Source organism: Pedobacter duraquae, assembly GCF_004362245.1.
GTDB lineage: Bacteria > Bacteroidota > Bacteroidia > Sphingobacteriales > Sphingobacteriaceae > Pedobacter > Pedobacter duraquae.
The window spans coordinates 343,558-357,311 of sequence record NZ_SNWM01000002.1 but is presented as its reverse complement, the minus strand read 5'-3'; the positions used below and the strand labels follow the sequence as shown (position 1 = coordinate 357,311).

Below are 13,754 nucleotides of genomic sequence, written 5' to 3'. Positions count from 1 at the left end.
TAACTGAAATAGTATGTCTGACAGACGTTTTTTTATTAAGAGCAGCCTTGCCAGTGCTGCTCTTGCTGTCCTTCCGCCATCGGTAACTGCTTTGGCGGCTGCACCGGGAGAAGTTGTTATTCCGGTAGCTGGTGGTAAAAACCTGCTCCGCTTTGCAATTGCATCAGACGGACATTATGCGCAACCAGGCACGCCGTTTAAACAGGATCACGAGAATATGGTTGGCTGGCTTAATAAAGCGCACGAACAAAAATCACTGGATTTTGTGATTATTAATGGCGACTTAGTGCACGACCGCCCCGATTTACTTGCTGAAGTAAAGCGCGACTATTACGATCGCTTAAAGGTTCCTTTTTATGCGATACCAGGTAATCACGACCATGCGGATACCGCTTTATGGAAGGCTGTATTTGGGTACGAAGATAATTTTTCCTTTCAGAAAAATGGAGTAGGCTTTGTGTTGGCAAATACGTCAAATAATAAAGGCGTTTATCTCCCCCCAGATCATGCTTTTTTAAAACGTGAGCTGGATAAGCTGACAGGGCTGAAGACTGTTTTTGTCATTTTACATATCCCGCCACATCTATGGGTACCCGAAAACCCTTTTGTGGAGTCGCCAGACACTGTTAAGTTACTGCATAGTTATCCAAACGTGAAAGCTGTATTTCATGGTCATGATCATAGTCTGGATGCTGTTTTTTACACGGAAAAACTGCCACATTTCTTTGATGCTCATATCGGTGGTAACTGGGGAACTGCTTACAAGGGTTATCGTATCGTGGAAGTTGACGAAGACGGACAGATCTATACGTATCAGGTCAATGCCAGCCAGTCGCCGCAACTCAACGACACCCGCTTTTAACCTGTTGGTGGATATGCATGACCATGTTTGGCTGTTATGAACACCCCTCATGTTTGTTTGTTGTCAGAATTGAAACATGCTGCGCTTGTCAGCATCAGAATTGGTCTTTTTTGCATCCTATAGATTGATAAACATAGGTTTTTACCGTACCTTTGCGGCATAAATAAAAACCATGATTTATTTCTTTTCCAACGAGGCTGATACTGTCTTTGCTGTTCAACTACAACAAAACCTCCAAGCATCAGATATTTTAAAATTAACCTGGCTTTTTGGCGGCGCGGAGCTGCAACAGGAAACTGTACTTACAGACTTCTTTGTTGGCCCCCGGGCAGCAATGGTTACGCCATGGAGTACTAATGCTGTGGAAATCACACAAAACATGGCGATTGATGGCATCATCAGAATCGAAGAGTTTAAGCGCGTAGCGGATGATTTTTCAGATTATGATCCGATGTTGCTTCAGAAATATAAAGAGCTGAATCAGGAGCTGTATACAATCAGCATTCAGCCCGAGCCGATTCTGGATATTGATGATATTGCTGCTTACAATAAGCAGGAAGGACTGTCGTTAAGTGAAGAAGAAGTAAACTATCTTAATGAACTTTCACAGAAAATAGGGCGGAAGCTTACGGATTCTGAAGTCTTTGGTTTCTCGCAGGTAAACTCAGAGCACTGCCGTCATAAAATTTTTAATGGAACTTTTGTAATTGACGGTGAAGAACAGCCGGTATCATTGTTTAAAATGATCCGTCAAACATCTGAAGCCAATCCAAATGGAATCGTTTCTGCCTATAAGGATAATGTGGCTTTCGTAAAGGGACCGGTTATACAGCAGTTTGCACCTAAGCGTGCCGATGTTCCTGAATATTACGAAATAAAGGATTTTGAATCGGTAATCTCTCTGAAAGCCGAAACACATAACTTTCCTACTACAGTTGAGCCCTTTAACGGTGCTGCAACAGGATCGGGCGGAGAAATCAGAGATAGATTGGCAGGTGGACAGGGTTCACTTCCCTTAGCGGGAACTGCGGTTTATATGACGTCTTTCTCGCGCCTTACCGAAGATCGCCCATGGGAAAAAGCAATGGACGAAAGGAACTGGTTGTACCAGACGCCTATGGATATTCTGATTAAGGCTTCTAATGGTGCATCTGATTTCGGTAACAAATTCGGTCAGCCACTTATTACGGGTTCTCTGCTTACCTTCGAACATGAGGAAGACGCTAGGAAACTTGGGTACGATAAAGTGATTATGCAAGCTGGCGGTATTGGTTACGGCAAGGCTGATCAGGCTAAAAAACATAAACCTGCTGAGCACGACAAGATCGTTGTTCTGGGTGGAGAAAATTATAGAATAGGTATGGGTGGCGCTGCGGTATCGTCAGCAGATACAGGTGCTATGGGCACAGGTATTGAGCTGAATGCGATCCAACGCTCTAATCCAGAGATGCAGAAAAGAGTTGCCAATGCCGTACGTGGAATGGTGGAAAGTGATCATAATACGATTGTTTCCATACATGATCATGGCGCCGGTGGTCACCTCAATTGTTTATCAGAACTTGTAGAAGAAACAGGTGGAAAAATTGACCTGGATAAGCTTCCAGTAGGTGATCCAACACTTTCAGCCAAAGAAATTATCGGGAACGAATCTCAGGAACGTATGGGATTGGTAATCGGTCAGGAACACATCGAAACGCTGCAGAAGATAGCCGATCGCGAGCGTGCGCCGATGTATACTGTTGGCGAAGTTACCGGCGATCACCGCTTTACCTTTGAATCGGCTACCACTGGCGCCAAGCCAATGGATATGAAAATGGACGATATGTTTGGTAGCTCTCCAAAGGTGGTGATGCACGATCAGACGGTAGACCGTAAGTATACTGAAATCAATTACGACGTAGAGAAAATAGACACCTATCTGGAGCAGTTACTGCAACTCGAAGCTGTAGCGAGTAAAGATTGGCTGACAAATAAAGTTGACCGCTGCGTAGGCGGTCGCGTAGCAAAACAGCAGTGTGCGGGCCCACTTCAATTGCCTTTAAATAACTGTGGTGTAATGGCATTGGATTACCAGGGTAAAGATGGTATTGCAACATCAATAGGCCATGCGCCACTGTCAGCCTTGATTAATCCGGCTGCAGGTAGTCGCAACGCCATCGCCGAATCTTTGTCAAATCTCGTTTGGGCGCCTTTAAAAGATGGCCTGGAAAGTGTCTCACTTTCTGCAAACTGGATGTGGGCCTGCAAAAACGAAGGTGAAGACGCCCGTTTATATGCTGCCGTTAAGGCTTGTGCCCAATTTGCAATTGATTTAGGTATTAATATCCCGACAGGAAAAGACTCCTTGTCGATGAAACAAAAATATAGAGATGAAGAGGTGATCTCTCCGGGAACTGTGATTATCTCTGCAGCGGGCCATTGCGATGATATCACTGCAGTAGTAGAGCCTGTATTGCGTAAGGGTGGAGGTTCCATCTACTACATCAACTTATCAGGAGATCAGTACAAATTGGGAGGTTCTTCTTTTGCACAGATTTTAAATAAAATTGGGACCGAAACTCCTGATGTTTTACAGGCTGGCGAATTTAAAAATACATTTAACACCTTGCAAGAGTTGATTAAAGCTGGATATATCCAGGCTGGTCACGATATTGGCAGTGGTGGTTTAATTACTACGTTGCTGGAACTTTGCTTTGCCGATCGTAATCTGGGTGCTTCGATAGACTTATCTGCCTTGGGTGATCAGGATATCGTTGCTAAACTGTTTGCAGAAAATATTGGTCTTGTATTCCAGGCTGATGCCGCTGCAGAAGAATTAATGGGTGCCCATGGTGTTGCCTACCATAAAATAGGAACGGTAATCTCTAAACCTTCACTTGAAGTAAAAGATGCTTCTGGAAACTGGAGTTTCGATATCGATCATTTGCGCGATGTTTGGTTCAAGACCTCTTATCTTTTAGATCAGAAACAAAGTGGTCCTGTTAAAGCAAAGGAGCGTTTTGATAACTATAAAAACCATGTTCTTGAGTACACTTTCCCATTGGATTTTGATGGAAAGAAACCTGTTATTGATCCTTCTAAACCGAGGCCAAAAGCGGCAGTACTTCGCGAAAAAGGAAGTAACTCTGAACGTGAGCTTGCTAATGCTATGTATCTTGCTGGTTTCGATGTAAAAGACGTCCATATGACCGACCTGATCTCTGGAAGGGAGACGCTGGAAGATATTCAGTTTATTGGTGCCGTTGGTGGATTCTCTAACTCGGATGTATTGGGCTCTGCTAAAGGCTGGGCAGGTGCATTTTTATATAACGAGAAGGCCAGACTTGCACTGGAGAACTTCTTTAAACGTGAAGATACTTTGTCAATTGGAATCTGTAACGGTTGTCAGTTGTTTGTCGAGCTTGGCTTGATTAATAAAGATCATGAGGTGAAACCTAAGATGTTACATAACGATAGTCATAAGCATGAAAGTGGTTTTACATCCCTGACTATTCAGGACAACAACTCGGTTATGCTTTCAGGCCTTGCAGGGACTACATTGGGCGTATGGATCTCGCATGGTGAAGGTAAATTTAACCTGCCTTACGCTGAAGATCAGTATCAGATTGTTGCCAAATATGCTTACGAAAGCTATCCTGCCAATCCAAATGGTTCAGATTATAACACGGCGATGATGTGTGACACTACTGGCAGACACCTGGTGATTATGCCACATATTGAACGCTCTATTTTCCAGTGGAACTGGGCAAATTATCCAGAAGGCCGTAAAGATGAAGTTACACCGTGGATGACAGCCTTTGTTGATGCCAGAAAATGGTTGGAAGCTAAAAAATAAAAAGACTATATCGTTAGTATAAGGCAATCTGAGAAGATTGCCTTTTTTATTGGAATAACTTTTGCCTGCTCATGACAATAAACTGCTCCAAAGATGAAATTACTCCGCTACCTTCCCTTAATGCTATTAGCAGCCTGTTTCCAGGCCTGTGGCGATGGGATGATCAAAAACAAACAGACTGACTCGGTTGAAAATACTGTACAACAAGTTGTACAACCCGTTGAAAGAAAAGTAAATCATGTGCTTCAGGTAGAATATACTGAGGATTTGATTGGTGATTGGGTGGGGATGTTTGAGCCGGATACTGCGTATATGAAAGCAGATGAAGAAGGTGGTTCCCTCTCACACAAGATCACGATATCCATTGATCAGATTAATGGTACTGAGGTTAAAGGGCACAGTGTTGTGGCCGGGAACTACAGACCTTTTACCGGCACAGTAGAGGATGAGGAAAAGAAGTTTGTCTTTACTGTAGCAGAGCCTGGCGATGATCAGTTTGATGGGAAATTTGATTTCACCATCCCAAAGGGAGATAGTCTTTTAATTGGTGGTTGGAAATCGTATAAGGAAATCAAAATTCCTGCGAGGAATTATAAGTTGAATAAGAGATTTTTTAAATACGACCCACAAAGAAGACTGGAAGACTTTCCTTACGTAAATTGGAAGAAGTCAAAGCAACAGGAGCAGGACTATGATGGGGAAAAGTCGATGGAAGAAGCTTTTTATTCAACCACTGAGGATGTTCGAAAATATAATGCCTCAACACAGGAACTAAAACGAGAGAAAGTTGCCAATATGAAAAAGGCCGACATTTATATTCTCCGTAACTCTATCTTCGCCAGACACGGCTTCTCTTTTAAAAATAAGGATTTGATGACCTATTTTGATATGCAGGAATGGTACATGCCCGTTTCCATAAATATTGAAAAAAATCTCACCGCATTGGAAAAGAAAAATATCAGTTTGCTGATGAAATATGAAAAGCATGCGGAAGAATATTATGATGTCTTTGGCAGATAATGTTTCCCTGCTTAGGCAGATACTCAGGATCGCCTGGTATGTCTCAATACTCTTCTTCAGTTACCTGATGTTGTTGATTACATTACAGTACATCCCTGCGCGCACGGATGTTGCTTTTCTGCGTGTTAAAGATAACGTAACCGGACTCCTTCATTATCGCATCGCTTTTTTTACGCATGTGTACACGAGTATTATTGTACTTGTATGCGGGATTATTCAGTTTTCAGGATATGTACGTCGCCGGTTTTTGACCGTTCACCGACTTTCTGGCAGGGGCTATGTGATCCTCATTCTTTTGTTCGCCGGGCCTAGCGGCCTGATTATGGGTTTCTATGGAAATGGAGGTTGGGTTGCACAGACTGCTTTTTGCCTGCTTGCCATCTTATGGATGTTCTTCACTTACCGGGGTTTCAAATCAGCGTTAAGCGGTGACTTGCCTGCACACCGGAACTGGATGTATAGAAGTTATGCACTTACTTTATCCGCCATTAGTCTAAGGCTCTGGAAATGGGTGATTATTCATTTTTTTGGCCTCCATCCGATGGATGCCTACCAGATTGTTGCCTGGCTGGGTTGGACAGGAAATCTGCTTGTTGCAGAATTGCTCATTTATAGCTGGACATATCGCCGCAATAAATTCATTTAAATTTAACGACTGATCGAAAGGATTGTTCGGGAATGAAAATAGAGTGTCCATTAACGATCATCAATGTTATCTTATGCGCCCCTATTGTGCTTTTAAACGCAATAATCAGGAGGTGGCATAGTGTTGGCATAGCGGCATGCATACTCATAAATGCTATAGGTTAGCGTTTTTTAGTTTTTAGTTTAGTTAATAGCGTAAGGGCTTGACCGGATGGTAAGCCCTTATTTCGTTACAATCAAAAAAAACAATGTTTAAACTTTCTTTTATAAGAAAAGATAATTACATTTGAGCTTACCCTTTCGGGGGTATGTTTTTCATAGGTAGATGTAGGGTCGGAAACTTGTTTTCGACCCTTTTTTTATTTACGTTCTGTATCTTTACTGCAGAGATGAAAAAGAAAAAAATTATTGTTGCAATTACCGGTGCCAGCGGAGCTATCTATGCCAAGCTACTTCTTGATAACCTGAAAGCATTATCTGCTCAGATAGAGCGTGTTGGTGTTGTAATGTCTGATAATGCCAGAGAAGTTTGGCGTTTTGAGCTGGGGCATAGTGATTACGAACAGTATCCTTTCGATTTCTACTCCAAGATGGATTTTCATGCACCCTTTGCTTCGGGCTCTGCAAAATACGATACGATGATCATTATACCGTGTTCTATGGGTACATTGGGACGCATAGCCCAGGGTATTTCGAACGATTTGATTTCCAGGGGCGCAGATGTGATTTTAAAGGAACGTCGTAAGCTAATCGCAGTAGTCAGGGATACACCATTCAGTTTGATTCATCTCAATAACATGAAAACGGTAACCGAAGCTGGTGGGATCATCTGCCCTGCAAACCCATCCTTTTATAGTATTCCTGTCACAATTGAAGATGTTGCTCAGACTGTAGTAAGCAGAGTGATTGATTTGGCAGGATTAGAGCAGGATAGCTACCGATGGAGTGAATAAGTGTCGGCAAAAGTTTTATCTTTGCAGATTCAAATGAAGAAAGTCGCTTTTTATACCCTTGGCTGTAAACTGAATTTTTCAGAGACATCCACTATTGGCCGTCTGTTTACAGATGCCGGCTATGCTGTTGTAGATTTTACAGCAGGTGCTGATGTATATGTAATTAATACCTGTTCCGTTACTGAACATGCAGATAAGAAATGCCGAAAGGTTGTAAAAGAAGCGCTTAAGTATTCGCCTAATGCCTACGTTACTATCGTGGGCTGCTATGCGCAGCTAAAGCCTGCGGAGATTGCTGAAATTGAAGGCGTGGATATGGTACTCGGTGCAGCAGAGAAATTCAGAATTGTTGAGTACATTTCAGACCTTACGAAACTGCCTAAGGCTGTAGTGCATCAGCAGGATATTGAAAAAGTTAACCATAATTTTATCGCCGCTTATTCTATTGGTGATCGTACACGTACGTTCCTGAAAGTACAGGATGGCTGTGATTATCCTTGTACCTATTGCACAATACCTCTGGCACGCGGCGGTAGCAGGAGTGATACCATTGAAAATGTAGTTAACCGCGCAAGGCAGATCGCTGAGAGCGGTGTTAAAGAGATTGTGCTTACTGGCGTCAATCTTGGTGATTTTGGTATCCGGGATGGCAAACGTGAAGATAAGTTTTTCGACCTTGTACGTGCGCTTGACGAAGTAGCGGGAATAGAACGTATTCGCATCTCGTCTATCGAACCAAACCTGCTTAGTAACGAAATTATAGAATTTGTAGCCTCCTCGAAAAGGTTTGTGCCTCACTTTCATATCCCATTGCAGTCGGGATCTGATAAAATTCTGGGTTTGATGCGTAGAAGATATCAACGCGATCTCTATACTGAACGTGTGGCAACAATTAAAAAATTAATTCCTAATTGCTGTATCGGTGTAGATGTAATCGTTGGATTCCCCGGAGAAACACATGAGGACTTTCTGGATACTTATCAGTTTTTAAATAATCTTGATATTTCATACCTGCACGTATTTACCTATTCTGAGCGCGAGCAAACTGTTGCCGCTACACTTCCGGGTTCTATTGCAGGAAGCACACGTGCTGATCGAAGCAAAATGTTACATATTCTCTCGGATAAAAAAAGACGGGCATTTTATGAATCTCAGTTGGGTACCGTGGGAGAGGTGCTTTTTGAGGATGATCAGAAAAGTGGATACATGCATGGTTTTACTAAAAACTATGTGAAAGTACGCGCTAAATATGATCCGGTTATGGTGAACGAAATTAAATATGTAAAGTTGATTTCGATGAATGCTGAAGGGGAAGTGGAAGTTGCCGAATCTGAAGAAGTTTTGGTGCATTAATCCTATATTCGCATAAACTTTTTTCTTTTATGTTTCCTACTGTATCTCATTTTATAGCATATCTTTTTGGCATTCAGATTCCGCTTCCTTTCAATACTTTTGGTGTTTTTGTAGCTTTCGCCTTCATGGCTGGTTACTGGGCGTTTTCTAAAGAACTGGAAAGAAAAGAAGCGCTGGGGATCTTACATCCCGTAAAAAGAAAGATGGTTATTGGTAAACCGGCAACTACTATAGAGCTGGTGATGAACGGAATCTTCGGATTTCTGATCGGCTATAAATTGGTATATGCGTTATTGAATTACAGCCTGTTTGTTAACGACGCGCAAACCGTTTTACTTTCCTTTAAGGGTAACATCCTTGGTGGTATTGCTTTTGCCGCCTTATTTGCTTACTGGGATCATACAGAAAAAAATAAGCATAAACTGGCGCAGCCGAAAACAGTTGAGGTTATAGAACATCCACATCAGATGATGGGACACCTGATAGTTTGGGCCGCAATATGGGGCTTTTTAGGTGCCAAGATCTTTGATAACCTTGAGCATTGGGATACATTTATTCAAGATCCAATAGGTGGTTTATTGTCGTTCAGTGGACTTACCTTTTATGGCGGATTGATCTGCGGCGGTGCTGCAGTGATATACATCGCCCGTAAAAACGGTATTAAACCTTTGCACATGCTTGATGTGGGTGGCCCTGGGATGATGCTTGCTTATAGTGTTGGACGAATCGGCTGCCATATGTCAGGAGACGGTGATTGGGGTATCGTCAACATGCACCCTAAACCTTTGTCTTGGTTGCCTGATTGGCTATGGGCATATACTTACCCAAACAACGTCGCAATGGAAGGCAATCCAATTCCTGGCTGCAGCGGTAAATTCTGTAACGAACTGCCACTTCCGGTATATCCTACACCAATTTATGAAGTCGTAGTCTGCTTTATTTTATTTCTCATCCTGTGGAAAATCAGAAAACAGATTAAGTTACCAGGAATGATGTTTGGCATTTACCTGATATTAAATGGCCTGGAGCGCTTTTTTATCGAACTTATCCGTGTTAATTCAAAATATACTGTTGCGGGAATCCCGTTTACACAGGCTGAATTGATTTCTTCGATACTTTTTATCTCAGGCGTATGCCTGGTATTGTATTCGATCAAAAACAAGGAAAAACACGCCAATTACTAATGCCTTAAAAACTTATGGATTACGAACTGCTCTGTACTCAGGTATGTGCAATTGCCCGTATGACGGGAAATTTCATCCGAAAAGAATCGATGAACTTCGATGCGCAAAAAATAGAATTTAAAGGTCTGAATGATCTTGTTTCCTATGTTGACAAGCAAGCGGAGCAACAGCTCGTAAATAACCTGTCAGAGCTGATTGTTGGTGCAGGTTTCACTACTGAAGAAGAAACAATCAACAGCCGCGGTGATGTGTTTAACTGGATTATTGATCCATTGGACGGTACTACAAATTTCATCCATGGAATTCCTGTGTATTCAATCAGTATTGCACTTTACGAAAATGACGAACCTGTTATCGGTGTGGTTTATGAAATCAATAGATCAGAAATGTTCTACGCCTATAAAGATGGTCCTGCCTTTTTGAATGGCAAAAAAATCGCTGTGTCTAAACGAGCGGCGCTTTCTGACTGTTTGCTGGCAACCGGCTTTCCGTATTATCAGTTTGACAAGCAGGCGCAATACATGCAGTTATTTTCGGAGATGATGCGCAAATGCCATGGCTTGCGCAGAATGGGATCTGCGGCGGTAGATTTAGTGTATGTGGCCTGTGGCAGGTTTGATGCTTTCTTTGAATACAATCTTAATGCCTGGGATGTAGCCGGCGGCGCTTTTATTGTACAGCGTGCAGGAGGAAAGATCATGAACTTTTCTGGAGGGAGCGAATTTATAAATACCCGAGAGATTCTTGCCGTCAATGGGCTTATTGATGAAGAAATTTTGGAAGCGATAGCAAGGAATTTTAATGCATAAAAAAACGCTCCTGAATTTCAGGAGCGTTTTTTTATCTAACAATAGGTTGTCTGAAACTATAGCGCTTCAGAAACAACTTCTTTAACTTCTGGCACCATTCTCTGCAAAAGATTCTGGATACCTGATTTTAAGGTGATAGTAGAAGACGGACATCCACTGCAAGAACCTCTCAATTCAACAGTAACAACCCCTTCGTTGAAAGAGCGGTAGCTGATTGCACCACCGTCTTGCTCAACAGCCGGACGTACATAGTCATGCAGGATCTGCTGGATCTTAATCTCCAGGTCAGAACCTTCAAAGCTTGGCGCTTCATCAGATGTCTCTTCTTTAATCTTATATTCAGATTCTACAGCTCCTTTAACAAATTCCTTAAGGATTGGCTCTACATCAGCCCAATCTGTACCCTCAGTTTTAGTGATTGTCACAAAATTACTCGCGAAAAATACGCCTGATACAAAGTTGAACTTGAACAGCTCCTTTGCAAAAGGCGATACTTCAGCACTTTCTTTTGTGGCGAAATCCTCGCTGCCATTGATCAACAGCTTGTTTACCATGAATTTCATGGTGGCAGGATTTGGTGTTTGTTCTGTATATACGTTGATCGTCATGGTCGTTTATTTGATACAAAAATAAATAATTACCCTTTGATTATCTGATTTGCATGTCTGTTTTGAGTCATTAATTAGAAGACGCCGGTATAGTTGAATGGAGTAATGTTTTTTAATTCTGCTTTGAGTGCATCAGAAACTGACAATTGATCAATAAATTCTGCCATCGTTGCTGCAGTAATCTTTGTATTAGTTCTGGTCAGATCTTTCAGCGCCTCGTAAGGATTTGGATAAGCCTCTCTTCTTAGTACCGTTTGGATTGCTTCAGCAACAACAGCCCAGTTGTTTTCAAGGTCGGCCTCGATTACTGCATTGTTCAATAATAATTTATCCAGTCCCCTCAGGGTCGAGCTAATTGCAATTACACTGTGTGCCATCGGTACGCCGATATTTCTAAGAACTGTAGAGTCTGTTAGGTCGCGTTGCAGTCTTGAAATCGGCAACTTAGCCGCAAAAAATTCATACAGGGCATTTGCGATACCTGCATTTCCTTCGGCGTTCTCAAAATCAATCGGGTTCACTTTATGTGGCATTGCAGACGACCCTACTTCACCTTCTTTAATCTTTTGTTTAAAGTAGTTTTTAGAAATATAGGTCCAGATATCCCGGTCGAGGTCGATAATGATATTGTTAATACGTTTCAATGCATCGCATTGCGCAGCAAATTGATCGTAATGTTCGATCTGTGTAGTGTATTGTGCACGATTTAATCCCAATACAGAATTTACAAATGCGTTTGAAAATTCTACCCAGTTGATAGATGGGTAGGCGATATGGTGTGCGTTGAAATTTCCTGTGGCACCACCAAATTTTGCGTTATTTGGAATAGTCTTCAAAGCCATTAATTGTACATCCAGCCGCTCGGCAAAAACCAGCAGCTCCTTGCCTAATTTGGTAGGAGAGGCAGGTTGCCCATGCGTATGCGCCAACAATGGAATATCATTCCATTCTGCAGCCATTTTTTTTATCTGATCGATCAACTGACTAATTTTTGGATAGTATACTTCTTCCAAAGCCAGTTTAAAGGTATAAGGTATAGCGGTATTATTTACATCCTGAGAGGTAAGGCCGAAGTGGATAAACTCTTTATATGCTGCCCAGCCAAAGTCATCAAATTTTCTTTTGATAAAGTATTCTACGGCTTTAACATCATGGTTTGTGATTTTTTCTGTGTTCTTTACTTCCTGTGCATCATCTTCAGAAAACTGGATATAGATAGAACGTAGCTGATCATATTGTTTTTTGTCAAAATCCAGCAGTGAAGGCAGCCCTTTTTCTACTAGACAGATGAAATATTCAATTTCAACAAATACCCGGTATTTAATCAGGGCAGATTCTGAGAAGTAAGCAGCGAGATTTTGTGTTGTTTGCCTGTAGCGCCCATCAATTGGAGAGATGGCCTGTAGTGCTGAAAGATTCATGAATTGAAAGATATGTTCAACGGCAAAGGTAACATTTATTAACTGTTTATGCCAGAACGGCTGTTTCAAATATAAATGTCAGGGCATAAAAAAAGCCCTGACAGTGCCAGGGCTTTTCTTAAGTTAAGGAAAATTATTTCTTAACTTCAGTTTTAGTAGTTTCAACTTTAACTGTAGTATCTTTTACTGTAGAATCTTTAACTGCAGTATCAACTTTGTTAGTATCAGTAACGATAGTTGAAGAATCAGTCATTGTAGTATCAGCACCTTCAGCTTTTTTTTCTGAGTTACAAGCTGCTACTGATAAAGATAATGCTAAAGCTAAAAAGCCGAATTTAAATAAGTTTTTCATTCTAATTTCTGTTTAAATAATTAATTAATTTTACAGATTAATACCGATAAGATCAAAAGGTAACCCATGAATCTAAAAAATAATTAAGAATATTTTTTTGCCTAATATTGGGTTACCATTCACGTATAAATGTATTAATAGTGAGTAATAAGTTAAGCAGTTCAGTTCCAACAGATAGAGAAGTAGTTTTAGGGATACTAAATAATTCAGAAGACGCACTAAATAGATTGTATACGGGGCATTTCCCGATGGTTCTTCAGTTTATTCTGAATAATAACGGGGATGAAGATGACGCCAAGGATGTTTATCAGGAAACGATTATCGTCCTATATAATAAGATTAAGAGCGGAGATTTCGAGTTGACAAGTAAATTAAAGACTTATATCTATTCAGTCAGCAGGAGGATCTGGCTCAAGAAGCTGTCACAGCAAAATAAGAAGACAAGTAACAACCTGTCGGAATTTGAAGATGTGATTGCTGTAGAGGTAGATGTTGAACAGCATGAAGAAAAGGATATGCAGTTTGAAAAAATGAAAACTGCTATGCTGAGTCTGGGTGAGCCCTGCAAGACGATTATTCAGGATTTTTACATGCATAATTTGTCTATGCAGGATATCTCTGAGAAGTTTGGTTATACCAATACCGATAATGCCAAAACTCAGAAATATAAATGCCTGCAACGATTAAAGAAGCTGTTTTTTCAAAATTAATG

12 protein-coding genes are annotated in these 13,754 nt (G+C 41.3%); 9 read left to right on the top strand and 3 right to left on the bottom strand.

Going from position 1 to position 13,754, the window contains the following annotated elements; all coding sequences use genetic code 11:
* Positions 1 to 13 precede the first annotated feature (13 nt).
* The 8 genes from CLV32_RS07600 (at position 14) to CLV32_RS07565 (ending at position 10,661) form a co-directional block, all read left to right on the top strand.
* Positions 14 to 862, top strand: a complete 849-nt coding sequence (locus tag CLV32_RS07600) for a metallophosphoesterase family protein (protein ID WP_133554091.1) — start codon at positions 14 to 16, stop codon at positions 860 to 862.
* Between the two features lie 172 nt (positions 863 to 1,034).
* Positions 1,035 to 4,697 (top strand): phosphoribosylformylglycinamidine synthase, encoded by a 3,663-nt coding sequence (gene purL, locus CLV32_RS07595; protein ID WP_133554089.1) that lies wholly within the window; start codon positions 1,035 to 1,037, stop codon positions 4,695 to 4,697.
* A gap of 93 nt (positions 4,698 to 4,790) precedes the next feature.
* Complete coding sequence (locus CLV32_RS07590; RefSeq protein WP_133554087.1) at positions 4,791 to 5,717, top strand: YARHG domain-containing protein; 927 nt, start codon at positions 4,791 to 4,793, stop codon at positions 5,715 to 5,717.
* Positions 5,683 to 6,363, top strand: coding sequence for a DUF2306 domain-containing protein (locus tag CLV32_RS07585; protein ID WP_208110971.1), 681 nt, complete (start codon positions 5,683 to 5,685; stop codon positions 6,361 to 6,363). Before CLV32_RS07590 ends, CLV32_RS07585 begins: the two co-directional genes overlap by 35 nt.
* A gap of 388 nt (positions 6,364 to 6,751) precedes the next feature.
* Positions 6,752 to 7,315: a UbiX family flavin prenyltransferase gene (locus tag CLV32_RS07580; RefSeq protein ID WP_133554085.1), complete on the top strand. Its 564-nt coding sequence runs from the start codon at positions 6,752 to 6,754 to the stop codon at positions 7,313 to 7,315.
* A 33-nt stretch (positions 7,316 to 7,348) separates the two neighbouring features.
* Positions 7,349 to 8,668, top strand: coding sequence for a tRNA (N(6)-L-threonylcarbamoyladenosine(37)-C(2))-methylthiotransferase MtaB (mtaB, locus tag CLV32_RS07575; RefSeq protein ID WP_133554083.1), 1,320 nt, complete (start codon positions 7,349 to 7,351; stop codon positions 8,666 to 8,668).
* 29 nt (positions 8,669 to 8,697) lie between these two features.
* Positions 8,698 to 9,852: a prolipoprotein diacylglyceryl transferase gene (locus tag CLV32_RS07570; RefSeq protein WP_133554081.1), complete on the top strand. Its 1,155-nt coding sequence runs from the start codon at positions 8,698 to 8,700 to the stop codon at positions 9,850 to 9,852.
* Between the two features lie 14 nt (positions 9,853 to 9,866).
* A complete protein-coding gene (locus CLV32_RS07565) occupies positions 9,867 to 10,661 on the top strand; it encodes an inositol monophosphatase family protein (protein ID WP_133554079.1) in 795 nt (264 codons plus the stop codon).
* A gap of 56 nt (positions 10,662 to 10,717) precedes the next feature.
* Here CLV32_RS07565 and CLV32_RS07560 read toward each other — a convergent pair whose 3' ends face one another.
* The 3 genes from CLV32_RS07560 to CLV32_RS07550 form a co-directional block, all read right to left on the bottom strand.
* Complete coding sequence (locus CLV32_RS07560; RefSeq protein ID WP_133554077.1) at positions 10,718 to 11,269, bottom strand: NifU family protein; 552 nt, start codon at positions 11,267 to 11,269, stop codon at positions 10,718 to 10,720.
* Between the two features lie 74 nt (positions 11,270 to 11,343).
* Positions 11,344 to 12,690 carry an adenylosuccinate lyase gene (purB, locus tag CLV32_RS07555; RefSeq protein ID WP_133554075.1) on the bottom strand — a complete coding sequence of 449 codons (1,347 nt, stop codon included), beginning with the start codon at positions 12,688 to 12,690 and terminating at the stop codon, positions 11,344 to 11,346.
* Between the two features lie 133 nt (positions 12,691 to 12,823).
* The gene (locus CLV32_RS07550; RefSeq protein WP_133554073.1) at positions 12,824 to 13,042 is read right to left on the bottom strand and encodes a PG1828 family lipoprotein; all 219 of its coding nucleotides are present in this window, start codon (positions 13,040 to 13,042) and stop codon (positions 12,824 to 12,826) included.
* Positions 13,043 to 13,182: 140 nt separating this feature from the next.
* On the opposite strand from CLV32_RS07550, the gene CLV32_RS07545 reads away from it, so the two are divergent.
* Entirely contained in the window at positions 13,183 to 13,752 is a 570-nt protein-coding gene (locus CLV32_RS07545) for an RNA polymerase sigma factor (RefSeq protein ID WP_133554071.1), read from the top strand.
* Positions 13,753 to 13,754 lie beyond the last annotated feature (2 nt).